The organism is Bradyrhizobium jicamae (genome assembly GCF_018130215.1).
GTDB classification, from domain to species: domain Bacteria; phylum Pseudomonadota; class Alphaproteobacteria; order Rhizobiales; family Xanthobacteraceae; genus Bradyrhizobium; species Bradyrhizobium jicamae_A.
On record NZ_JAFCKQ010000003.1, the window covers coordinates 236,078 to 256,284 of the forward strand.

Genomic DNA, 20,207 nt, shown 5'->3' on the forward strand with positions numbered 1-20,207 from the left:
GCTTTGGTATCGATCTGCCTGTTTCGTGGTCAATTGATGCAGTGCAAAATCACATGATTCCAGTTTCATGCACGCGGGAGTCACTCCCGCGCGCAGGGGCCGGCGAAGCCCGGTTCAATACGTCGCGGCGAGATAGTCGACGATCTTGCCGACGTCGGCATTGTCGATCGGCGCGCCATAGACCTTGATCATCTTGGTCACCTCGGCCTGCCAGAAGTCCTTCTTGGACTTCTCGTTCTGCGGCTGGGTCCTGATGTAGTCGGCCGAGTGGCAGCCGCTGCAATTGTTCTGCACCACTTCCAGGTTGGGACCGGGCTTGAACGCCGCGGTCTCCTCGGGGAGCGTGTAGTTGACGGGCGCGGCGATGGCCACGGTGATCGACAGGGTTGCGATCGCGGCAAGCGCCGACAGCAGCGTGCGGTTCATGATGGCTCTCCTCACGCTGCGGTGACGCGCACGGTTTCGACGACGTTGCGCAGATAGCCGGCCGGATTCCACAGGGGGTCCATCGGCTGGGTGTCGCCGGCATTGTTGGTGGCGCGCACCTTCAGATCGTGGGGGCCGGCGGCCAGTGCGACCCTCAGCTTCCATTCGCGGAAGGCATATTTGCCGAGATCCTTGCCGAGCTTCGCCGGCGTCCAGGTCTGGCCGCCGTCGCTCGAGACCACAACCTCCTTGATGCCCTTGCCGCTGTCGAAGGCGATGCCGCGCAGCATGATGTGGCCGGCCTTGAGCTTCGCGCCATCGGCGACACTGGTGATGAACGAGCGCACCGTGAAGCGGTTGATCGGGATGGTCGCCTTCGGCGCGGTGCCAGGCTCGATCGCGTTGTTGGGCGTATCAGGGATGCGATAGGCGGATTTCATCCAGAAGCCGTCGAACACGCTGTCGATCACCGTGATCTCGTTGAGGTGCTTGACCCAGTAGGTGCCGTAATAGCCGGGCACCACGAGGCGCAGCGGGAAGCCGTTGAGGAACGGCAGGTCCTCGCCGTTCATCCCATAGGCCAGCATCACCTCGCCGTCGCGCGCGTGGTCGATGTCGAGCGCCTTCACGAAATCCGGCGTCGTGTCCATCACCGGGGCATCCATGCCGTTGAAGGTGACCTGCCTGGCGCCGGCCTGGACGCCGGCCATGTCGAGCAGGGTCTTCAGCGGCACGCCGTGCCAGCGCGCGCAGCCCATGGCGCCGTTGCCGAGCTGCCCGCCGGCGACCCGCGGATCGAAGAAGCCGCGGCTGTTGCCGGAGCACTGGTTGACGGCGACGATCTCGGTCGCCTTCATCTTCCTGATGTCCTTCAGCGACAATTTCAGCGGCTTGTCGACCTTGCCCTTGATCTCGAGCGTGAACTTGTCGGGGTCGAGATCGTAGGGGATGCCGGCGAGGTGGTAGCGGACGAAGAACGCGTTGTTCGGCGTGAGCGGGCCGTCGTTGAAGACCGCAAATGGTGTCTCCAGCTGCGGCGGGCGGCTGGTCTGGCCGATCATCGGGCGCTTCTGCGGGTAGCGCACCAGCGGCCGTTCGCCGTTGCCGAAAGGCAATGTCACGGTGTCGGGCGGTGCGGTGTCGAGAGCACGTGCGCCCTTCGTTCCCAGCCCCGCAATCAAAGCGGCCATACCGGCGCGCTTCATCAAGTCTCGTCGATCGAGCATTCCGCTTCCTCCGAAGCTGTTCTGTCTGAGCCGGTCATCACCGGACTCAATTGGCTTGCGCGCATTCAAATGCCCGCAGGCGACAAATGTCGCACCCGGGAACCCCAAGTCAATTGATGCTTTCGCAGCGTTCGTCGACGTTTGCGTCGCAACAACGAAAAGCCCCGGTCGCCGAAGCAACCGGGGCGTTTCGATCGCGAGGACGAAGCGATCAGTCGCAGACGTTCACGGTGCGATAGCGATAGCCGTAGGGCGTCAGCACCAGGCGAGTGACGTAGCAGCCGGAGTCGACGTAGCCGACGCCGATGCCATAGCCGTGGCCCCAGTGATGATGCCAGCCACCGCCCCAACCGCCGCCCCAGCCGAACGGCTTGGCGGATGCGGCGGTCGGGGCCAGCGCGGCGGCGCCGACGGTGGCAATGGTGGCGAGAGCGAGAGTGACTTTGCGAAGCATGGTGGTCTCCTTCGAAATGCGCGTTGAACTCTGTCGCGGCGCGGGTTGCAATGTTCCCCATCGCCCGTCAGTCGCACACTGCGCGAGGCCGGTTCGAGCTCCAGCTCACAGAAGGACCAGGAATCTGCTGAACGTCCGTTCAGACGTGAGCCAGGTCACGCAGGCGGAGACGCGTTGAACCTTTCAGGCCGCAACCGCATGCTCGTCGTTGACCAGCGCCGACAGTACGCGCGTCGCTTCGACCGTGCGCACGATCATCGGCTCGTTGCGGCCGCGGATCGCGACCTCCTGTGCGGGCAGCGCATCGTCGGCGAGGCCGGCAGTGGCGCGCACCTCGTCGGAGATCACGGCTTCGCAGGCCAGGCTCTTGGTCATGTCCTGCAGCCGCGCCGCGACGTTCACGGCGTCGCCGAGCGCAGTGAACACCATGTGGTCGCGATAGCCGATGTCGCCCACGATCACCTCGCCGCCATGGATGCCGATGCCGAAGCGGATCGGCTCGTGCAGATCGTGGCTGAGGAACTGGTTCAGCTCGTCGACATTGGCCGCGATCATCGCCGCGGCGCGCAGCGCCTGGCGGCAGGCCTCGTGCCGGTTGGTCGCAAGCCCGAACAGCGCCAGCATGCCGTCGCCGACGAACTGGTTCGGCCGGCCGCCGCACTCCAGCACCGCCTGCGATACCGCGCCGAGGAAACGATTGACGATGAACACGGTGTCGAACGGCAACCGCCTCTCGGCGAGCCGGGTCGAGCCGCGCATGTCGACGAACATGCTAACCAGATAGCGCTCCTGGCCGATCCGCGCCGGGCTGCCGGCGTGTCCGGTCGCCGACATCGTGTGCGGCAGGAACAACTGGAAGAAGGACAGGTCGGCGTTGGGCCGCAGCTGGCAGGCGAGGCGGATCGACGGATCCGCGCTGCCGACCCGGTGCAGCACGAAGGCCTCGCGCGGCGAGGGCTCGGGCAGCGAGGCGGTGTCGCCAATGATGCGGATGCGGCAGGTCGAGCAGCGGGCGCGGCCGCCGCAGACGCTGGCGTGGGGCACGTTGTTGCGCAGGCTCGCTTCCAGCACGCTCAATCCCTTCGGTACCCGGACGGTGCGGCCGTTGCCGTAGCTCAGCGCGATCATGCCGCCACGACGCTCGAGCAACGTGCGGGCGACGCGCGCGACGACGACGAGCCCGAGCAGGCCGAGATAGCCGATGGTGATGCCGGAGGCGACACGTTCGAGCGTGGTCTGCTGCGCTACCGTCCCGAGCTTCTCGGCGGACAGCGCTTCGTGCCGCCAGTCGGCGTCCTCATAGTCCGACATCGTGGTGCGGCCGCCCTGGTAGACGCCGAGCATCGCCAGCGTCGGGATCAGGACCGCAACGGCGAGCAGGAACGGCGCTGCGCGCTTGAAGAAGCTGCGCATCCGCAGCCAGAAATAGAGGCCGATGCAACCGTGCACCCAGGCGATCACCAGCACCGCGAGCATCGTCCATATGCGGTGCGGCGAGGCGATGAAGAACAGGTAGAGTTCCTGCGGATAGAGCTTCTCATGCCCGTACAGCGCCTGGCCGAGGCGAATGCCGACGACGTGGGTGACGATCAGCAGGGGGATGCTGAGGCCCAGCACGAGCTGCAGCGGCTCGATCGCCTTCCAGCTGAACTGCCGGCGCTGGTACAGCGCCCAGATGCCGAGCACCGTGTGCACCAGGCAGGCGCCGTAGAACACGATCGCGACCGGCAGGAACCGCCAGAACGCGGTGTGGTAGTAGACGCCGGTCGCCAGCGCCTCCATCGAGATGTTGCCGAGCGCATGGTTGACGAAATGGCTGAGCAGGTAGGCGAACAGGATCGAGCCGCTGACCAGCCGGACCTGCCGCAGGCCGACGCCGCGGACCATCTCCTGCAAATGCTCGCGCGACGGGGAGGTCAAGGGAAAGGTCATGTGATTCATGATGGGCAAGTCTAGTGGTTTATTCCAGCGGTGAACACCGCTGCCGGCCGGCGCGGAGGGGAACGGGCACCGCAATACGTTGACACCCCCTTCAGAGTCGAACAAAAAGCGCGCCGTGACGATAGCCCCCGCCGATAACATCAACGTCAAGACGGACCGCGCGCGCGTCCCGCGCCGGGGCGGTGTCATCGCCGTGATCGCGGCCATGACCGTCATGCGGCTGGTCTATGCATACGTGCTCGATCTGCGCACCGACGAGGCCTATTACTGGACCTGGTCGAAGGAGAACGTGCTGTCGTTCCTCGACCATCCGCCCATGATCGCCTGGTTCATCCGCTTCGGTACCGCGATCTTCGGCGACACCACTCTCGGCGTCCGCTTCAGCGGCATCGTGGCGATGCTGGTCACGCAGCTTTTGCTGGCCGATATCGTTCGCCGCACGACCCGCAACAATGTCCGCGCGGTGATGCTGGGGCTGCTGCTGCCGGAGGCCGCGTTGTATTACGGGCTGTTGATGGCCAAGGTGGCGCCCGACACCGCGATGATCCCGTTCATGGTCGCGATGCTGTGGTCGCTGGTGCGGCTCGCCGAGAGCGATGACGGCCGCTGGTGGCTCGCCGCCGGCCTGTTCGCCGGGCTGGCGCTGCTGTCGAAATTCACCACGGTGATGCTGGCGCCGGCGGTCGTGGCGTTTGCGCTGGTGCCGGACTGGCGTTGGCGCTGGTTGCGCAGCCCGTACCCTTATCTTGCAGCGCTGCTCGTGGTCGCCGTGTTCTCGCCGGCGCTGATCTGGAATTGGCAGCATGACTGGGCCTCGTTCCGCTTCCAGGCGGTGCGGGCGACGACGGAGGGCGCGCTCACGCTGCGCACCCTCGGCGAGTTCATCGGCATGCAGTTCGGCCTGGTCGGCTTCGTGCTGTTGCCGGTGACGCTGTTCGGCACCGCGCTGACGGCCTGGCGCGGCTATCGCGGCCGCGAGCCGGTCGCGATCCTGCTGTCGACGGCAGTGATCGTGCCGTTCGGCTACTTCCTCTGGAAGTCGCTGACGTTGCGGGTCGGCGACACCTGGCCGATGTTCCTCTGGCCGGCCGGCCTTGCCGCGGTTGCGATCAACGTCACGCGGATGCCGCTGGAGGGCTGGTCGCCCCGCTTGATCAAGTCGACCTTGTTCTGGGCGCGGACCGCGGTCTCGTCCGGCATCGTCTTCGTCGTCTGCGTCTTCCTCTATTACACGGTGGCGCCATGGAATCTGATCGGCCGCAACGATCCGATCGGCACCGAGGCCGGCTATGATCAGCTCGCCGCGCGCGCCGAGGCGCAATTGCGCGCGACCGGCGCGACCTGGGTCGCGACCACGGATTATCGCACCTATGCGATGCTGCGCTGGTTCCTGCGCGGCCGCGTGCCCGTCGTCGAGATCAACGAGCGCGGCCGCTTCCAGGGCTTCGCCGATCCCGGCATGAACCTGATCCGGGATCATGCCGGTCTCTATGTCGGCCGCGAGCCCGAGAATAATCTGCCGCTGTGGCGCGAGACGAGCGCGACAAGGCAGCCGCTCGAGCGCGTCGAGCGGCGCTGGCGCGGCATGGTGATGGACACCTATTCGCTGGAAAAGATCACCGGCTGGACGCCGGATCTGTCGCCGCCGCCGGACACGACGTTCTTCCGCTGGCGGGTGCTGGCGACGCTGATGGGCAATCCGGTCGCGCATTCGTAGATGGGCTATTCCTCATCCTCGCGTTTGCGCAGGAGGTCTTTCGCCAAGTCAGCCAGCGCGGGGCGCGGCAAAGCGGTGAAGGGGAGCGGGCGGGTGACGTCGATTGCGGCGAGGCCGAGCCGCGCGGTCAGCAGTCCGTTGAGCACGCCTTCGCCGAGCCTCTGCGAAAGCTTGGCCGCGATGCCGTGGCCGAGCATCTGCTGAATCAGGCTGTCGCTCGCCGCGATGCCGCCGGTGATCGCGAGATGCGCGATCACGTGCCGCATCAGGCGGATCATGCCGAGCGCGCCGGGCCGGCCGCCATAGAGCCGCGCCAGTTGCCGGATCATCCGCAAGGACGCCACGAATACGAACAGCACGTCGATCATCGCGCGCGGGCTGACCGCGGTGACGACGGAGACGCGCTGCGCCGCCGATGACACCAGCCGCCGTGCTTCCTCATCCAGCGGTGCCATCAATTCGCGCTCGGCGAGGCGGATCATGTCGGCACCGTCGATGATGTCCTCGGTGTGACTTTGCAGTGCGCTGCGGGCGCGGGCGAGCTGCGGGGTCTGGTGCGCGAGCTTGATGAGATCGGCGACGACGGTTCGGCTCGCGGCGCGGTCGTCGCTGATCAGCACCTCGGCCGCGCGCAGATGCAGTTTTTCGATGGTGGCAAGCCGCGCCAGTCCAGCGAACTCGCGCGCAGTCACGACCAGAAGCGCAAACGCTGCGATGACGGCGAGGCCGAGCCCGAGGATGCCGAGACCCTCGTTGCGCGCGAACAGGTCTTCGACCAGGTTGATGACGCCAAGTCCGGTGCCGAGCACGACGAGGCCCGCGACCGCGGTCCAGAACAGCGTGCCCCAGCGGAAGCCGCGGCGCGCCGGTACCAGCGGCGGATCGACGGGCACCGGGAGCTGCGCCGGCTCGACCTCGGGCATGATCTGCACCGTGCCGCGCGCGAGGTGGCCGATGTCGTCGGCATCCATCACGACCACGCCGGGATCGTCGAGCTTGAACGTCGCCGGCCGCCGCTGCGGCGTTGTCTCGTTCATTGCAGTCTGTCTCCGATCAGGAACTGGAGAGCGCGGTCAAGGCGGATGTGAGGCAGCGTCGGCTCGGCGTCGCCGTTCCGCTCCAGCTTCGGCGGGCGGAAGCGCAGGAAGCGGTAGTCGGCGGTATCCGCGCCGGCGCTGGAGAGGCCACGGAACTCGCCCCTGAACAGCGCCTCGGGATTGTCGGGCAGGTCGCCCGGAAAGGTCGCGACTTCCGTCTCGCCGTCGAACGTATCGCCATTGGCGATCTCGCCCGCGGCCGGCGTGCCGAGGATCGAAGGCAGCCGGTCGCGGCCGCGCTGAACCTGCGCCTCGCGGGTGGCGCGCACCGCGGCGAGCGCCACGACGTCAATCGCGGCACCGGCATATTCGGCGCGCTCGGCTGCCTTGGCCACGATCCGCCGCAGCACCGCTTCCAGCCGGTCGTGGCTCTGATGGTGCAGATGATCGGCTTTGGTCGCCGCGAACAGGATGCGGTCGATGCGCGGCCGGAACAGCGCGCTCAGGATCGTGCTGCGGCCGATCCGGAAGCAGTCGAGGATGCCGGCGAGCGCGGCCTCCAGGTCGTGCAGTGCCTCAGGGCCGGCGTTGAAAGCGGCGAGCGCATCGGCGAGCACGATCTGGCGGTCGAGCCGCGCGAAATGATCGCGGAAGAACGGGCGGACCACGACGTCCTTGTAGGCCTCGTAGCGCCGCCGCATCATCGCCCACAGCGAGCCATCCGGCGCGCCGCCGTCGATGGGCACGTCGAGCGGCGCGAAGGTCAGCGCCGGCGTGTTGGCGAGATTGCCTGGCATCAGGAAGCGGCCGGGCGGCAGCAGGCTCATCGCAAAGCGGTCGTCGCGGCAGGCGCGCAGATAGTCGGTGAACAGTCTCGCTTCCGCAAGCGCGGCCTGCTCGTCCTCGCGACCCTCCGGCGTCAGCGTCGCCAGATGCGCATGCCAGGGCGCGGCAAGCTTTGCGCGCAGCGCTTCGCGCGACAATGCAAGGCTCTCGCCCGACCACTGCTCGTAGTTCTTGTTGAGCAGCGGCAGGTCGAGCAGCCATTCGCCGGGATAGTCGACGATATCGAGCGTCAGCATGCGGTCAGCGCCATTTTGCCGCTGATAGTCGATCACCAGCCGAAGCTCGGAGATGTCGGTGGTCGAGCTCGGCCAGCGCCGTTCCTCGATCAGGGTGCGGACATGGTTCTCATAGGCGAAGCGAGGCACCGCATCGTCGGGCTGCGGCGCCAGATAGGCGCGCGCGATCCGTCCCGAGGCATAGGCCTCGAACACCGGAAAGCGGCCGCCCCGCGTCAGCCCATGTACCAGCGCCGTGATGAACACGGTCTTGCCGGCGCGCGACAGCCCGGTAACACCGAGCCGCACCGTCGGGTTGAAGAAGCCCTCGCCATAGTCGAGCAGCGCCCGCGCCGAGAGCCGCGCTTCCTCGACGATATCGGAAAAGCTGGGGGACATGAAGTCGAGGGAAAATCCGGCGGAATGGGCCAAAAACGGGCGATCGATCACCCGCAAGGTGGCGATTGCCGGGCCAAAATCAAGCTTCACATTTCCGGCGCCTTTGCAGGCGAGGGAATTGAACGCACAGTCAGCCCTGCGATACCCATATTCAATGGACCCAGAGGAGAGCCTGTCGGCATGACGATCTTCCGCCTGAAGCAACTCGCCTCGACCTCGATCCACGCGGCCGGTGCCGTGCTCTGGAACTACGACCGTGCCGAGCTGATCGCCGACGGCATCGTGCACATCACCGGCATCTGCTTCGGGCTGGTTGCGGCCACCGCGTTGATCGTGCTGACCGCGGTCTATGCCAGCGGGCTCGACGTTGCCGTGGTGTCGGTCTATGTCGCGGGCCTGCTCGCGATGCTGGTGCTGTCGGCGACCTATAATCTCTGGCCGGTGTCGCGCGCCAAATGGGTGCTGCGCCGTTTCGACCATTCGGCGATCTATCTGTTGATCGCCGCGACCTATACGCCCTTCATCGTGGAATTGAAGGACAGCTATTTCGCGATTGCGCTGCTCGTCGGGGTGTGGTGTGTCGCAATCGTCGGCATCTGGCTCAAGCTGCGCTATCCCGGCCGGTTCGACCGGCTCTCGGTCGGGCTCTATCTCGCGATGGGCTGGAGCGGCATGATGCTCTATAACGCCGTGGTCAAGGCGCTGCCGGCCGTGGCGCTCGGCTTCGTGCTGGCCGGCGGCATCCTGTACAGCCTCGGCGTGATCTTTCACGCCTGGCGGCGGCTCCGCTTCCAGAACGCGATCTGGCATGGCTTCGTGCTGCTCGGGGCCGCCTGCCACTATACCGCCGTGTTCAACGTGGTGCTGGCGAGCTGAGCTCTCGCTATCAGCAGCGAATGGGTTCATATTCCCGATGACATCAGGAATCCGGGAGGGTGGCCATGCAGGTGGCAGGTAAGGTTGTCGTGGTCACCGGCGGTGGCAATGGTATTGGCAAGGCGCTGTGCGAGGCGTTCCATGCTGCCGGCGCGTCCAGGGTCGTCGTCGTCGACCTCGATCATGCGGCGGCCGAGAAGGTCGCAGGGTCCGTGGGCGGCGCCGCGTTCAAATGCGACGTCGGACAGGAGAAGAACATCCTGCATGTGATCGAGGAAACCGAGCGCATGTTCGGGCCGATCGCGCTGTTCTGCTCCAATGCCGGCATCGGCGGTGGCTTCGACCCGCTGTCGAAGAATGCCGGCGGCACTTCGGACGAGCCGTGGTCGCGCAGCTGGGCGATCCACGTCATGGCCCATGTCTATGCGGCGCGGCATCTGGTGCCGCGGATGAAGGCGCGCGGCGGCGGCTATTTCCTGAACACGATCTCGGCGGCTGGCCTGCTGTCGCAGGTCGGCAGCCCGGCCTATTCGACCACCAAGCACGCTGCGGTCGGCTTTGCGGAGAATCTCGCGATCTCGCACCGCGCCGACAACATCAAGGTCTCGATCCTCTGCCCGCAGGGCGTCGACACCAACATGTTGCGCTCGATCCCGAAGGGTCCGCAGTCCGGCGATGGCGACCTTTCGGCCGGGCAGGTCGCGCAGGACGTGCTGAAGGGCCTCGACCAGGAGACCTTCCTGATCCTGCCGCATCCGCAGGTGCTCGGCTACATGCGCAAGAAGACCGAGAATTACGACCGCTGGATCGGCGGCATGGCCAAGATCCAGGCCAAGATGCGCGAGACGTACGGGAAGTGACACCCGTAGCCCGGATTGCGCTTCGCTCCATCCGGGCTACATGCTCTCCGCCTCACGCCTTCTGCGCGTAGAGCAGCGGCACCGCCGAATCCACCACCACCTCGATCAGGCTCGCACCGTCGTGCGTGAGCCCGCGCTTGTAGGCGCCGACAAGTTCGGCCGACGTGGTCACCCGCACCGCGTCGCAGCCCATGCCTTGCGCGAGCCTGACGAAATCGATGCCGGGCAGGTCGAGGCCGGGCACGTTGCGTACCTGCATCACCTGGCTGAACGAGCGCATCGCGCCATAGCCGGAATTGTTCAGCACCACGACGGTGAGCGGCAGCTTGCGCCGTGCGGCGGTCCACAGCGCCTGGATCGAATACATTGCAGATCCGTCGCCGATCAGGCAAACGGTGCGGCCTTCGCGGCGCCCGAGCGCCATGCCGACCGCGGCCGGCAGGCTATAGCCGAGGCCACCGCTCGCCATGGTGTAGAAGCTGTCCTGCCCACGCATCGGCATGAATTTCTGCATTGCGGGCCGGTGTGACGGGGCTTCCTCCACCAGCACATCCTGCGGCCCCATTGCGGTCGAAAGCGCGTGCAGGACGTATTCCACCGGAAGCGGATCGGCCGCGGCCGGCGCCGGCGGCAGCGTGCGGCCGGTGGGGGCCGTGCGCTTCGTCTCCGGCAGCATCTCGAGCAGAACAGACAATGCCGGCTTCATGGTCGCGACGATGCTGTGGCCCGAAGGCGTCACGGCGGCCGCGGTCGGATCATCGGTGATCTGGTAGAGCGCTGTCGCACCGTCGAAGATCGGCGCATGGCCCTCGACATGGAAAGTGAACACCGGCGCGCCGATCACGACGACGACATCATGCTCGCGCAGCGCATCCGAAAGCTGGCCCGGCGAGGCATGCAGGAAGCCGGCGAATTGCGGATGGCGCTCGGGAAATGAGCATCGCGCCGAGAATGGACTGACCCAGACGGCCGCCTTGGCCTTCTCCGCAACCTTGACCATGAGATCGACCGCACAGGCGCGATCGACGCCCGGGCCGACGACGAGCGCGGGATGTTTGGCGGCGGCGAGCGCTGCGACCAGCGCCTGCATCGCTGACGGATCGGGCCCGAGCTCGCGGCTGACCTGGCGCGCTTCGACCGGCTGCGCCGCATGGGTCCAGTCGTCGATCGGCACCGAGACGAAGGTCGGTCCGCAGGGTGGCTGCATCGCGACGTGATAGGCGCGCGCGATCGCGGCGGGCACGTCTTCGGCGCGCGCCGGCTCGACGCTGTATTTCACATAGGGCCGCGGAAACTCCGACGCGCGCTCGGCATAAAGGAACGCCTGCAGCGGCAGGATCGAGCGCGCCTGCTGTCCGGCCGTGATGACCAGCGGCGTCTGGTTGCGATGCGCGGTGTAGATATTTCCGAGTGCGTTGCCGACACCCGCCCCCGAATGCAGATTGACGAAACCGGCATTGCGGGTGGCCTGCGCATAGCCGTCGGCCATGCCGACGACCGAGGCCTCCTGCAAGCCGAGCACATAGTCGATGTCGTCGGGCCAGTCGCTGAGGAATGGCAGCTCGGTCGATCCGGGATTGCCGAACACCTTCTTGATGCCGAACGCGCGCAGCAGGCCGAACGTGGCCTCCTTGACGGTGACGGCTTTGCTTTTCGCAGCGGCGGGCTTGCGGGATGACATCGGGCGGCTCCCAGTTCGTATTTTTGTTCCGTCATTGCGGGGAGCAAGAACGGCAAGCAATCCACCTGTCGATGGATTGCAGCACGAAGTCAAGTTGGGAGCGGACGCGATCGGAGGTGGTTACTTCGACGTCACCGCCGATGGCGCTCAGCTTGCGTATTGGGCAATGCCGTTGCCGAATGACCAGTTTTCCTTGGCAACCTCGACCAGGTTGATGACGATGTCGTCAGGACGTCCCTGCAACCGGCTCTGATAATCATCGGCGATCCGCTTGTAGAACGCCTTCTTCATCTCGGTCGAGCGGCCGGCATTCAGCGTGATCTGAATGAAGACCACATCGCTGCTGTAGCGATTGCCGAGATAGCTCTCGGCATGGTTCAGATCGCCGGGATCATGCTCGGTGATGACCTGGAATTTGTCATCCTCCGGCACGTTGATCAGGTCGCGCATCGCCTTGTAGACGATCTCGCCCAATGTCTTGCGGTACTCGGCGGACTTGCCGCGCCTCAGATCGATACGAACGAATGGCATGATGGCCTCTTTTTGCGCGGACCGAGCCGGATCGGTCCGCGTGATCGAGATGCTGCGACGACGCGACGTCCCTCGGGGTGTCGTCCGTGCGCACCGGCGCGTCAAATTCAACGGCTTGCCTTGAAGGCCTCCCATCGCGCGTCGCGCTCCCGCTGGTATTTGGGAGCGCGCTCGGCCGCCAATTCGTTGCGATGTATCGGTTCGCCGCAGGACTCACAGACGGGGCCGAGCCCGGCCGCTTTGCCGCAGGTTAGATGGGTGTAGTTGACGGCGCGGCCTTCCTTCCGCGACTTGCACCAGGCTTCGCCCCAGGCGCGCAGCGCCAGCAGCACCGGAAAGAAGGCCTCGCCCTTTTCCGTCAGATGATATTCGTGGCGCAGCGGGTGCTTGTTGTAGACGCGCCGCTCCACAAGTCCGTCTTCTTCCAGCTTCTTCAGACGCGCCGTGACCATTTGCGGCGTGGCGCCGGTCTGTGCCTGGATCTCCTCGAAGCGATGGCTGCGCGCGAACAGTTCACGAAGAACGAGTACCGTCCAGCGGTCGCCCACCTCTGTCTCCGCGCGGGCGACCGGACAGAGTGTTTGGTCAGTCGTGTTGTCCTTCATTTTCGTCATCACGATTTCTTAACCGGGCTTGTCACTATGAATTTCATAGTAATATGGCCCATCATCATCGCAAACGCAACAGGCCACCTTCGGCCGGTTGATCACCATGGAGGGAGCGAGCCGTGACCACCGAAAGCAAGGCCCCCAGGCCGGGCCAAGTCGATCTGAAGCTCGAGGTTGTCGTCATTCCCGTCTCCGACGTCGACCGCGCCAAGAAATTCTATCAAAACCTGGGCTGGCGGCTCGATGCCGACTTCGTCAGGCCCGACGGGTCGCGGGCCCTTCAGTTGACGCCTCCGGGCTCACCGACATCGATCCATCTCGGCAGCGGACCCGCATTGCCGCGCTTCCTGATCGTCAACGACATCGAGGCGGCGCGTGCCGAGCTGATAGCGCGAGGCGCCGACGTCAGCGAGGTGTTTCACCGCGGGCCGCAGGGCCGCGTCGCGGGGCCGGATCCGGAACGGCCGAGCTACGGCGCACTCGCCACGTTCAATGATCCGGACGGCAACGTCTGGCTCCTGCAGCAAGTCACGCAGCGGCTACCCGGACGCGTCAGCGCAGACAGCACGGCATTCACCTCGTCGACCGATCTCGCCGCGGCGCTGCGGCGCGCAGCCACCGCGCATGGCGAGCACGAGAAGCGCACCGGCAAGCACGACGACAGCTGGCCCGACTGGTACGCCGACTACATCGTCCGCGAGCAGACCGGCAAGCCACTGCCCGAGTGAAGCAACGTCATCGCAGCCAATCCAACCGGCCGCGAGCCGATAGAGGGAGACAATCGATGTCCGAGACCAGCTATCCCCGCGAGAGAACTGCCCTGCTTCTCGTCGATCCCTACAACGATTTCCTGTCCGAGGGCGGCAAGGTCTTTCCACGGATCAAGCCGATCGCCGATCAGGTCGGCCTGCTCGACAATTTGCGCCGGCTCGACGGCGCGGTCCGCGCCGCCGATATCCAGGTCGTGATCGTCCCGCATCGACGCTGGGAGCCCGGCGACTATGAGAACTGGGATCATCCCAATCCAACCCAGCGCGCGATCATGGACCGCCACAGCTTTGCGCGCGGCGAATGGGGCGGGGAATGGCACCCCGACTTCGCGCCGAAACCCGGCGACCTCGTCGCCCAGGAGCATTGGGGCCAGAGCGGTTTCGCCAACACAAATCTCGATTTCCTGCTGAAGCAGAAGGGGATCACGCATGTCATCGTGGTCGGCCTGCTCGCCAACACCTGCATCGAGTCGACGGCCCGCTTCGCCATGGAGCTCGGTTACCACGTCACGCTGGTGCGCGACGGCACCGCCGCCTTCACCCACGAAATGATGCACGCCGCTCACGAGCTGAACGGCCCGACCTACGCTCATTCCATCCTGACAACCGCAGAGGTGATCGCGGCCCTGCCGGAGGCACCTCAATCAAAGGAGACGGTCAAATGACCATCCGCTCGAAGAAGCCGGTCGCGGTCGCCGCGGCAGAACCGAACGAGGAAGCGATCGATCACGACAGGCGCAGGCTGCTCGCCGGCGCCGCGATGGGATTGGCCGTCGCCGGTGCCGCAAGCCTGTTTCCGCCGCACCGGGCGTCGGCTGCAACCAGCGATGCGATACGCCCGTTCCACATCAACATCGCCGAGGAAGATCTCGTTGATCTTCGCCGGCGTCTCGCGGCCACCCGCTGGTCCGACAAGGAAACCGTCGACGACGATACCCAGGGCGTGCCGCAGGCCATGCTGCGCGACCTCGTGCGCTACTGGCAGACCGACTATGACTGGCGGAAGCTCGAGGCGAAGCTCAACGCGCTGCCGCAATTCATCACAGAGATCGACGGGGTGGATATTCATTTCATTCACGTTCGCTCGAAGCATGACAAAGCGCTGCCCCTCATCGTCACCCATGGTTGGCCGGGTTCGGTGATCGAGCAGCTGAAGATCATCGATCCCCTGACCAATCCTACGGAGCATGGCGGCAGCGCCGACGATGCATTCCATCTCGTGATTCCGTCGATGCCCGGCTACGGGTTCTCCGGTAAGCCGACCACGACCGGCTGGGATCCCCGGCGCATCGCAGGTGCCTGGGTCGGGCTGATGAAGCGGCTCGGCTATCGCAAGTTCGTCGCACAGGGCGGCGACTGGGGCTCGCCGGTCTCCAATGAAATGGCCAAGCTGGGCGCGCCGGAATTGCTCGGCATCCACGTCAACCTGCCCGGCGTCGTGCCGCCCGATGTCTTCAAGGCGATCGCCTCAAGCGGTCCCGCACCGGAAGGTCTGTCGGCCGAGGAGATGCACGCCTTCGACCAGATCAAGCTCCAGTTCACCAAACGCCGCGCTTATGCGCAGATCATGGGCACACGCCCGCAGTCGCTCGCCGCGTTTGCCGACTCGCCGGCCGGCCTTGCCGCATGGCTGCTCGATCACGGCGATGGCTATGCGCAGCCGGCCTCGGCGATGACCTCGGCGGTACAGGGACGTGCGGTCAATGGACATTCCGCGGGCGCGCTCACGCGCGATGACGTGCTCGACAACATCACGCTGTATTGGCTCACCAATTCCGCGATCTCCTCGGCGCGTCTCTACTGGGAAAACAAGAACAACCTCTATCTGCCCGCCGGTGTCACGATCCCGGCCGCGGTGACGGCGTTTCCCGGCGAGAGCTTTGTCGCGCCGCGCAGCTGGGCGGAGAAGGCCTATCACCACCTGATCTACTTCCATCAGGCCGAGGCCGGCGGCCACTTCGCGGCGTGGGAGCAGCCCGCCATCTTCAGCCGGGAGGTTCGCGACGCCTTCCGGCCGCTGCGTAATGCGTGAGACTGAAGGCCTCATAACCCAAAGGAGAATTCGTCATGTCCAAGCTCGCAATCTTCGCCACCGTCGAGGTCGCCGCCTAGAAGCGGGATCAGCTGCTGCCGCTCCTGGCGGCGCATGGTGCCCGTTCGCTCAAGGACGAGCCCGGCACGTTGAAGTTCGACATCCTGGTGCCTCGCGAGGACGCCTCGAAGCTGCTGATCCATGAGGTCTATCAGGACGACGCCGCACTCGCGGCGCATCGCAATGCGCCATCGATCGCGCAGTTTCGTGCGGAGTCAGCGGCGCTCGGCGCGGTGAAGATTACCGCGACATGGTGCACGCCTGCCGAATAGGCGCGGCCGCCGCGTCATGTCTCGTTGAGGGCCGCGCGGCGCGCCTTACCAGCTCGCCGTGCCCTTCATGGTCGGCTGCCCCTCCGCATTCGCGGTCCACAGCTCCATTCCGCCGTCGGTGTCGTTGGCGTTGATGGAGAACTCGCTGCCCTCGAACAGCGGTTGCACGCCGCGGTAGGACAGCTTCTTCGGCGGCTTCCCGCCGCGCAGCCTGGCGGCGAGTTCGACGATGAAGGCAGCCTGCAGCGGGCCGTGGAAGATCAGGCCCGGATAGCCCTCGACCTTGGTCACGTAATCGCGATCGTAGTGGATGCGGTGGCCGTTGAAGGTCAGTGCCGAGTAACGGAACAGCAGCACCGGGTCGGAGACGTGGCTCTCGCGGTGCTTTGCGACCGGCGGCGGAGGAGGGGCCTTGGCCGGCGCAGCCGATGCCGTGGTGATCTCGCGATAGACGATATCCTGCCGCTCGCGGATCGCGAGCCCGCGCGACGTCGTCACCTCGTGATTGACCGAGACGAAGCACAGCGTGCCGGTCGAGCCTGATTTCACGGTGACGTCCGATATGCGCGAGGTGCGCGTCGGCGTATCGCCGACGCGCAGGGCATCGAGGAATTCCAGCTCGCCGCCGGCCCACATCCGGCGCGGCAGCGGCACCGGCGGCAGGAAGCCGCCACGGGTCGGGTGGCCGTCCGGGCCAAGCTGCGACATCGGAAACACAGGTTGGCCCAGGCACCAATGCGTGGTCCACGGCGCGGCATCGCCTACCTTCGGCTCGCCGATCTCCTGGAACAGCGTCGCACGCAGGCCCATCACGAGATGCGCGGTAACGACGTCGGATGCCTCCGTGCTGCGGCCGATCCACTGGCGAAGATGATCGAGATCGAGCTTGTCGGTCATGGTTTCCTGCTCCGAGCGGGCGATGTCCTATGAGCGCCTGGTGCGCTCGCCGATCGCGGGCACTGCGCCGTAGTGCCTGTCCTCGCCGACGACGATCGCCGCGGGTGCCGGATAGGCGACACGGCCGTTCGGCGTGTCGACCTCGATGCGGCGCAAGTGAGGATGCGTGGCGAGGTCGGCCATGCTGTTGACCTCGGCAAACGCGATGTCGGCTCCGGCGAGCTTCGCCAATAGCTCCTCGCGCGTCAGCCGGCCAAAGGCGTCACCGACGATCTGATCGGTCTGCGTGCGGTTGTGCACGCGCTCGACCATGTTGGCAAAGCGCGGATCGTCGGGCAGGGCTGGCTGGCCGAGCACGTCGGCGCACAGCTTCTTCCACTCGCGCTCGCTCTGGATCGAGATCAGGATCTCCTTGCCGTCCCTGGAGCGGAACACGCCGTAGGGCGCGATCGAGGGATGGGCGAGGCCGATGCGCTGCGGCGGCTTGCCGTTCTCGGCATTGAGCAGCGGCACGGTGAGCCAGTCCGCCATCACGTCGAACATCGAGATGCGGATGTCGGCGCCTTGGCCGGTGCGGCCGCGACCGATCAGCGCCTCGAGGATCGCGGCATGCGCGGTGGCGCCGGTGGCGACGTCGACGATCGACATGCCGACACGCGAGGCGCCTTCCGGCCCGCCGGTGATCGAGGCGAGGCCGCTCTCGGCCTGGATCAGCAGGTCATAGGCCTTGCGGTCGGCATAGGGACCGGTGTCGCCGTAGCCTGTGATCGTGCACATGATCAGCTTCGGATAATCCTTGCGCAGCCGCTCGCGCGAGAAGCCGAGCTTGTCCATCGAGCCCGGCTTGAGGTTCTGCAGCAGCACGTCGGCGCCTGCGATCAATTCCTCCAGCGTGGCGCGGCCTTCCTTGGTGGCGAGATCGATCACCGCGGAATCCTTGCCGCGATTGAGCCAGACGAAATAGCTGCTCTGGCCTTTCGCGGCGGCGTCATAGCCGCGGGCGAAATCGCCTTCCGGCCGCTCCACCTTGATGACGTGGGCGCCGGCATCGGCCAGGCGTGACGAGCAGAACGGCGCGGCGACCGCCTGTTCGACGGCGATGACGGTCAATCCCTCAAGCGGCAACATGGTGCGAACTCAGTAGGAACGGGGCATGCCGAGCACGTGCTCGGCGACGAAGGACAGGATCAGATTGGTCGAGATCGGCGCCACCTGATAAAGCCGCGTCTCGCGGAACTTGCGCTCGACGTCATACTCTTCCGCGAAGCCGAAGCCGCCATGGGTCTGCACGCAGGCATTGGCGGCTTCCCACGAGGCGTCCGCCGCCAGCATCTTGGCCATGTTGGCCTCGGCGCCGCAATCGAGCCCGGCTTCATACTTGCGGGTGGCTTCCTTCACCATCAGCTCGGCGGCGCGCATCGAGGCGTAGGCTTTCGCGATCGGGAACTGGATGCCCTGGTTCTGGCCGATCGGCCGGCCGAACACGCTGCGCTCCTTGGCATAGTTGGTCGCCTTGGCAATGAACCACTTGGCATCGCCGATGCATTCGGCGGCGATCAGGATGCGCTCGGCGTTCATGCCCGAGAGGATGTAGCGAAAGCCCTTGCCTTCGTCGCCGATCAGATTCCCGGCCGGCACCTTCATGTCGGTGAAGAACACTTCGGTCGTCGCGTGGTTCATCATCGTCCGGATCGGACGAATCTCCAGTCCCTTGCCCTTGACCTCGCGCATGTCGACGATGAACACCGACAGCCCGTCGGTGCGCTTCCTCGCGTGCTCCTTCGGCGTGGTGCGCGCGAGCAGGATCATCAGGTCGGAATGCTCGGCGCGGCTGGTCCAGATCTTCTGGCCGTTGACGACGTAATGGTCGCCGTCGCGGCGCGCCGTGGTCTTCAGCGACGAGGTGTCGGTGCCGCTGGTCGGCTCGGTCACGCCGAACGCCTGCAGCCGCAACTCGCCGGTCGCGACCTTCGGCAGGTACCTTGCCTTCTGGGCGTCGTTGCCGTGCCGCAGCACCGTGCCCATCGTGTACATCTGGGCGTGGCATCCGCCGCCGTTGCAGCCCGCCCGCTGGATCTCCTCCAGGATCGCCGCCGCCGCCGAGAGCTTCAGCCCGGCGCCGCCATATTCCTCGGGGATCAGTACCGAGAGATAGCCGGCTTCCGTCAGCGCATCGACGAACTCCTTCGGATAGGCCATCTGGCGATCGAGCTTGCGCCAGTATTCGCCGGGAAACTGCGCGCAGAGTTTTGCGACGGCGTCGCGGATGTCGGAATGGTCGTCCTGCTGGGTGTCGTGTGCGGTCATTGTTCTGTCTTGCTTAGTTGCACGGATGAGGGGCAAAGCGCCCGCTGTTGTGGGGCCCCGGTAAACTCCCTATGCTGTTTTGTTATAGCGTATGAACCTGCCTTCCAGGATTGGCAAGTATGGATTTCCGCCAGCTTAGGACCTTTGCGTGCGTAGCGGAACTCGGGAGTCTGAGCAAAGCCTCCGATACCTTGCGGGTCGCGCAGCCGGCGCTGAGCCGGCAGATCAAGCTTCTCGAGCACGAGCTGCGCACCGAATTGTTCACGCGCAACGGCCGAGGCATGGTGCTGACGGATGCCGGCCGGCTCCTGCTCGCCCGCACCGGCGGTATCGTGCGGCAGATCGACCAGATCCGCGACGACATCCAGTCCGCCGGCGGCGCGCCGTCCGGGCGCGTGGTGCTTGGCCTCGTGCCGACCGTGAGCTGCGTGATATCGGCGCGGCTGGCGCGGCGCACGGTGGAGCGTTATCCCGGCATCGCGCTCTGCATCGTCGAGAGCTACAGCGGCCATTTGATCGAGTGGCTGCATCGCGGCGAGATGGATCTCGCCGTGATCTACGGCCCGTCGGTCGATCTGCATCTGGCGGTGCAGAGCCTCGGCCGTGACTCGATCGTCGCGGTTGGGCCGCGCGGCAGCGGGCTGAAGCAGAAGAAGCAGGTCGAGATCGGCTGGCTGATGCGCCAGCGGCTGGTGCTTCCAAGTCATTCGCACGGCCTCCGCGCGCTGATCGAGCATGCCGCGGCAAGGAAGAAGATCGACCTCGACGTCAAGCTGGAGGCGGATTCGTTCCGCGTGCTCACCAGCCTGGTGGAGGAGGGGCTCGGATATACGCTGCTGCCGCCATCCTCGGTGCGCGGCGAGGTGGCGGAGGGCCGGCTGGAGACCGCGCCTATCGCACGGCCCGCGCCGCGGCGCGAGCTGACCCTGGCGTCGCCGGTCGAGCACCCCGGCTCGAACGCGATCACGCTGATTGCGAAACTGCTGCGCGACGAGGTCGCCGCGTGCCGCGCCGAGGGGCTCTGGGACATCCAGCTCGCCTGAGCGCGTCTT

General features: G+C 65.9%; 20 protein-coding genes. 8 read left to right on the forward strand and 12 right to left on the reverse strand.

Annotation, left to right across the window (positions count from 1 at the left end; translation table 11 throughout):
• Positions 1 to 114: 114 nt before the first annotated feature.
• The 4 genes from JQ586_RS07100 to JQ586_RS07115 all read right to left on the reverse strand — a co-directional run bounded on the left by JQ586_RS07100 (position 115) and on the right by JQ586_RS07115 (position 4,047).
• A complete protein-coding gene (locus JQ586_RS07100) occupies positions 115 to 426 on the reverse strand; it encodes a cytochrome c (protein WP_212393796.1) in 312 nt (103 codons plus the stop codon).
• 11 nt (positions 427 to 437) lie between these two features.
• A complete protein-coding gene (locus JQ586_RS07105) occupies positions 438 to 1,652 on the reverse strand; it encodes a molybdopterin-dependent oxidoreductase (RefSeq protein WP_212393797.1) in 1,215 nt (404 codons plus the stop codon).
• Positions 1,653 to 1,863: 211 nt separating this feature from the next.
• On the reverse strand, positions 1,864 to 2,106 hold the full coding sequence (locus JQ586_RS07110; protein WP_212393798.1) for a hypothetical protein: 243 nt from the start codon (positions 2,104 to 2,106) through the stop codon (positions 1,864 to 1,866).
• Between the two features lie 183 nt (positions 2,107 to 2,289).
• On the reverse strand, positions 2,290 to 4,047 hold the full coding sequence (locus JQ586_RS07115) for an adenylate/guanylate cyclase domain-containing protein (protein ID WP_249147373.1): 1,758 nt from the start codon (positions 4,045 to 4,047) through the stop codon (positions 2,290 to 2,292).
• Positions 4,048 to 4,252: 205 nt separating this feature from the next.
• Between JQ586_RS07115 and JQ586_RS07120 the strand changes: the two genes are divergently transcribed.
• Positions 4,253 to 5,764, forward strand: a complete 1,512-nt coding sequence (locus tag JQ586_RS07120; RefSeq protein ID WP_212393856.1) for a glycosyltransferase family 39 protein — start codon at positions 4,253 to 4,255, stop codon at positions 5,762 to 5,764.
• Positions 5,765 to 5,769: 5 nt separating this feature from the next.
• On the opposite strand, the gene JQ586_RS07125 is transcribed toward JQ586_RS07120, so the two are convergent.
• Both JQ586_RS07125 and JQ586_RS07130 read right to left on the reverse strand, forming a co-directional pair.
• Entirely contained in the window at positions 5,770 to 6,801 is a 1,032-nt protein-coding gene (locus tag JQ586_RS07125) for a YcjF family protein (RefSeq protein ID WP_212393799.1), read from the reverse strand.
• Positions 6,798 to 8,261 carry a YcjX family protein gene (locus tag JQ586_RS07130; RefSeq protein ID WP_212393857.1) on the reverse strand — a complete coding sequence of 488 codons (1,464 nt, stop codon included), beginning with the start codon at positions 8,259 to 8,261 and terminating at the stop codon, positions 6,798 to 6,800. The genes JQ586_RS07125 and JQ586_RS07130 overlap by 4 nt, the downstream gene beginning before the upstream one ends.
• A 180-nt stretch (positions 8,262 to 8,441) precedes the next feature.
• Between JQ586_RS07130 and trhA the strand changes: the two genes are divergently transcribed.
• Positions 8,442 to 9,137, forward strand: coding sequence for a PAQR family membrane homeostasis protein TrhA (trhA, locus tag JQ586_RS07135; RefSeq protein ID WP_212393800.1), 696 nt, complete (start codon positions 8,442 to 8,444; stop codon positions 9,135 to 9,137).
• Positions 9,138 to 9,202: 65 nt separating this feature from the next.
• Positions 9,203 to 9,997, forward strand: coding sequence for an SDR family oxidoreductase (locus JQ586_RS07140; RefSeq protein ID WP_212393801.1), 795 nt, complete (start codon positions 9,203 to 9,205; stop codon positions 9,995 to 9,997).
• Between the two features lie 52 nt (positions 9,998 to 10,049).
• Here the strand turns inward: JQ586_RS07140 and mdlC are convergent, their stop codons facing one another.
• The 3 genes from mdlC to JQ586_RS07155 all read right to left on the reverse strand — a co-directional run bounded on the left by mdlC (position 10,050) and on the right by JQ586_RS07155 (position 12,823).
• Positions 10,050 to 11,678, reverse strand: coding sequence for a benzoylformate decarboxylase (gene mdlC / locus JQ586_RS07145; protein ID WP_212393802.1), 1,629 nt, complete (start codon positions 11,676 to 11,678; stop codon positions 10,050 to 10,052).
• A gap of 147 nt (positions 11,679 to 11,825) precedes the next feature.
• The gene (locus JQ586_RS07150) at positions 11,826 to 12,209 is read right to left on the reverse strand and encodes a tautomerase family protein (RefSeq protein WP_212393803.1); all 384 of its coding nucleotides are present in this window, start codon (positions 12,207 to 12,209) and stop codon (positions 11,826 to 11,828) included.
• Positions 12,210 to 12,316: 107 nt separating this feature from the next.
• Positions 12,317 to 12,823, reverse strand: coding sequence for a helix-turn-helix domain-containing protein (locus tag JQ586_RS07155; RefSeq protein ID WP_249147374.1), 507 nt, complete (start codon positions 12,821 to 12,823; stop codon positions 12,317 to 12,319).
• A gap of 113 nt (positions 12,824 to 12,936) precedes the next feature.
• Here JQ586_RS07155 and JQ586_RS07160 point away from each other — a divergent pair, with 113 nt between their 5' ends.
• The 4 genes from JQ586_RS07160 to JQ586_RS40390 all read left to right on the forward strand — a co-directional run bounded on the left by JQ586_RS07160 (position 12,937) and on the right by JQ586_RS40390 (position 15,951).
• On the forward strand, positions 12,937 to 13,545 hold the full coding sequence (locus JQ586_RS07160; protein ID WP_212393804.1) for a VOC family protein: 609 nt from the start codon (positions 12,937 to 12,939) through the stop codon (positions 13,543 to 13,545).
• Between the two features lie 56 nt (positions 13,546 to 13,601).
• A complete protein-coding gene (locus JQ586_RS07165) occupies positions 13,602 to 14,252 on the forward strand; it encodes an isochorismatase family cysteine hydrolase (protein ID WP_212393805.1) in 651 nt (216 codons plus the stop codon).
• The gene (locus tag JQ586_RS07170; RefSeq protein ID WP_212393806.1) at positions 14,249 to 15,619 is read left to right on the forward strand and encodes an epoxide hydrolase family protein; all 1,371 of its coding nucleotides are present in this window, start codon (positions 14,249 to 14,251) and stop codon (positions 15,617 to 15,619) included. Before JQ586_RS07165 ends, JQ586_RS07170 begins: the two co-directional genes overlap by 4 nt.
• A gap of 95 nt (positions 15,620 to 15,714) precedes the next feature.
• Positions 15,715 to 15,951, forward strand: a complete 237-nt coding sequence (locus JQ586_RS40390) for an antibiotic biosynthesis monooxygenase family protein (protein WP_409410969.1) — start codon at positions 15,715 to 15,717, stop codon at positions 15,949 to 15,951.
• Between the two features lie 45 nt (positions 15,952 to 15,996).
• On the opposite strand, the gene JQ586_RS07180 is transcribed toward JQ586_RS40390, so the two are convergent.
• The 3 genes from JQ586_RS07180 to JQ586_RS07190 are packed head-to-tail and all read right to left on the reverse strand — an operon-like array spanning position 15,997 to position 19,155.
• On the reverse strand, positions 15,997 to 16,848 hold the full coding sequence (locus JQ586_RS07180; RefSeq protein ID WP_212393807.1) for a MaoC family dehydratase N-terminal domain-containing protein: 852 nt from the start codon (positions 16,846 to 16,848) through the stop codon (positions 15,997 to 15,999).
• 27 nt (positions 16,849 to 16,875) lie between these two features.
• A complete protein-coding gene (locus JQ586_RS07185) occupies positions 16,876 to 17,976 on the reverse strand; it encodes a CaiB/BaiF CoA-transferase family protein (protein WP_212393808.1) in 1,101 nt (366 codons plus the stop codon).
• A 9-nt stretch (positions 17,977 to 17,985) separates the two neighbouring features.
• Positions 17,986 to 19,155: an acyl-CoA dehydrogenase family protein gene (locus tag JQ586_RS07190; protein WP_212393809.1), complete on the reverse strand. Its 1,170-nt coding sequence runs from the start codon at positions 19,153 to 19,155 to the stop codon at positions 17,986 to 17,988.
• Between the two features lie 119 nt (positions 19,156 to 19,274).
• Here JQ586_RS07190 and JQ586_RS07195 point away from each other — a divergent pair, with 119 nt between their 5' ends.
• Positions 19,275 to 20,198, forward strand: a complete 924-nt coding sequence (locus JQ586_RS07195; RefSeq protein ID WP_212393810.1) for a LysR substrate-binding domain-containing protein — start codon at positions 19,275 to 19,277, stop codon at positions 20,196 to 20,198.
• Positions 20,199 to 20,207: the final 9 nt, after the last annotated feature.

What these genes read in the sequence shown, in the direction of transcription:
- JQ586_RS07100 (WP_212393796.1), bottom strand. Translation starts at nt 426, where the DNA reads ATGAACCGCACGCTGCTGTCGGCGCTTGCCGCGATCGCAACCCTGTCG.
- JQ586_RS07105 (WP_212393797.1), bottom strand. Translation starts at nt 1,652, where the DNA reads ATGCTCGATCGACGAGACTTGATGAAGCGCGCCGGTATGGCCGCTTTG.
- JQ586_RS07110 (WP_212393798.1), bottom strand. Translation starts at nt 2,106, where the DNA reads ATGCTTCGCAAAGTCACTCTCGCTCTCGCCACCATTGCCACCGTCGGC.
- JQ586_RS07115 (WP_249147373.1), bottom strand. Translation starts at nt 4,047, where the DNA reads ATGAATCACATGACCTTTCCCTTGACCTCCCCGTCGCGCGAGCATTTG.
- JQ586_RS07120 (WP_212393856.1), top strand. Translation starts at nt 4,253, where the DNA reads ATGACCGTCATGCGGCTGGTCTATGCATACGTGCTCGATCTGCGCACC.
- JQ586_RS07125 (WP_212393799.1), bottom strand. Translation starts at nt 6,801, where the DNA reads ATGAACGAGACAACGCCGCAGCGGCGGCCGGCGACGTTCAAGCTCGAC.
- JQ586_RS07130 (WP_212393857.1), bottom strand. Translation starts at nt 8,261, where the DNA reads ATGTCCCCCAGCTTTTCCGATATCGTCGAGGAAGCGCGGCTCTCGGCG.
- trhA (WP_212393800.1), top strand. Translation starts at nt 8,442, where the DNA reads ATGACGATCTTCCGCCTGAAGCAACTCGCCTCGACCTCGATCCACGCG.
- JQ586_RS07140 (WP_212393801.1), top strand. Translation starts at nt 9,203, where the DNA reads ATGCAGGTGGCAGGTAAGGTTGTCGTGGTCACCGGCGGTGGCAATGGT.
- mdlC (WP_212393802.1), bottom strand. Translation starts at nt 11,678, where the DNA reads ATGTCATCCCGCAAGCCCGCCGCTGCGAAAAGCAAAGCCGTCACCGTC.
- JQ586_RS07150 (WP_212393803.1), bottom strand. Translation starts at nt 12,209, where the DNA reads ATGCCATTCGTTCGTATCGATCTGAGGCGCGGCAAGTCCGCCGAGTAC.
- JQ586_RS07155 (WP_249147374.1), bottom strand. Translation starts at nt 12,823, where the DNA reads ATGACGAAAATGAAGGACAACACGACTGACCAAACACTCTGTCCGGTC.
- JQ586_RS07165 (WP_212393805.1), top strand. Translation starts at nt 13,602, where the DNA reads ATGTCCGAGACCAGCTATCCCCGCGAGAGAACTGCCCTGCTTCTCGTC.
- JQ586_RS07170 (WP_212393806.1), top strand. Translation starts at nt 14,249, where the DNA reads ATGACCATCCGCTCGAAGAAGCCGGTCGCGGTCGCCGCGGCAGAACCG.
- JQ586_RS07180 (WP_212393807.1), bottom strand. Translation starts at nt 16,848, where the DNA reads ATGACCGACAAGCTCGATCTCGATCATCTTCGCCAGTGGATCGGCCGC.
- JQ586_RS07185 (WP_212393808.1), bottom strand. Translation starts at nt 17,976, where the DNA reads ATGTTGCCGCTTGAGGGATTGACCGTCATCGCCGTCGAACAGGCGGTC.
- JQ586_RS07190 (WP_212393809.1), bottom strand. Translation starts at nt 19,155, where the DNA reads ATGACCGCACACGACACCCAGCAGGACGACCATTCCGACATCCGCGAC.
- JQ586_RS07195 (WP_212393810.1), top strand. Translation starts at nt 19,275, where the DNA reads ATGGATTTCCGCCAGCTTAGGACCTTTGCGTGCGTAGCGGAACTCGGG.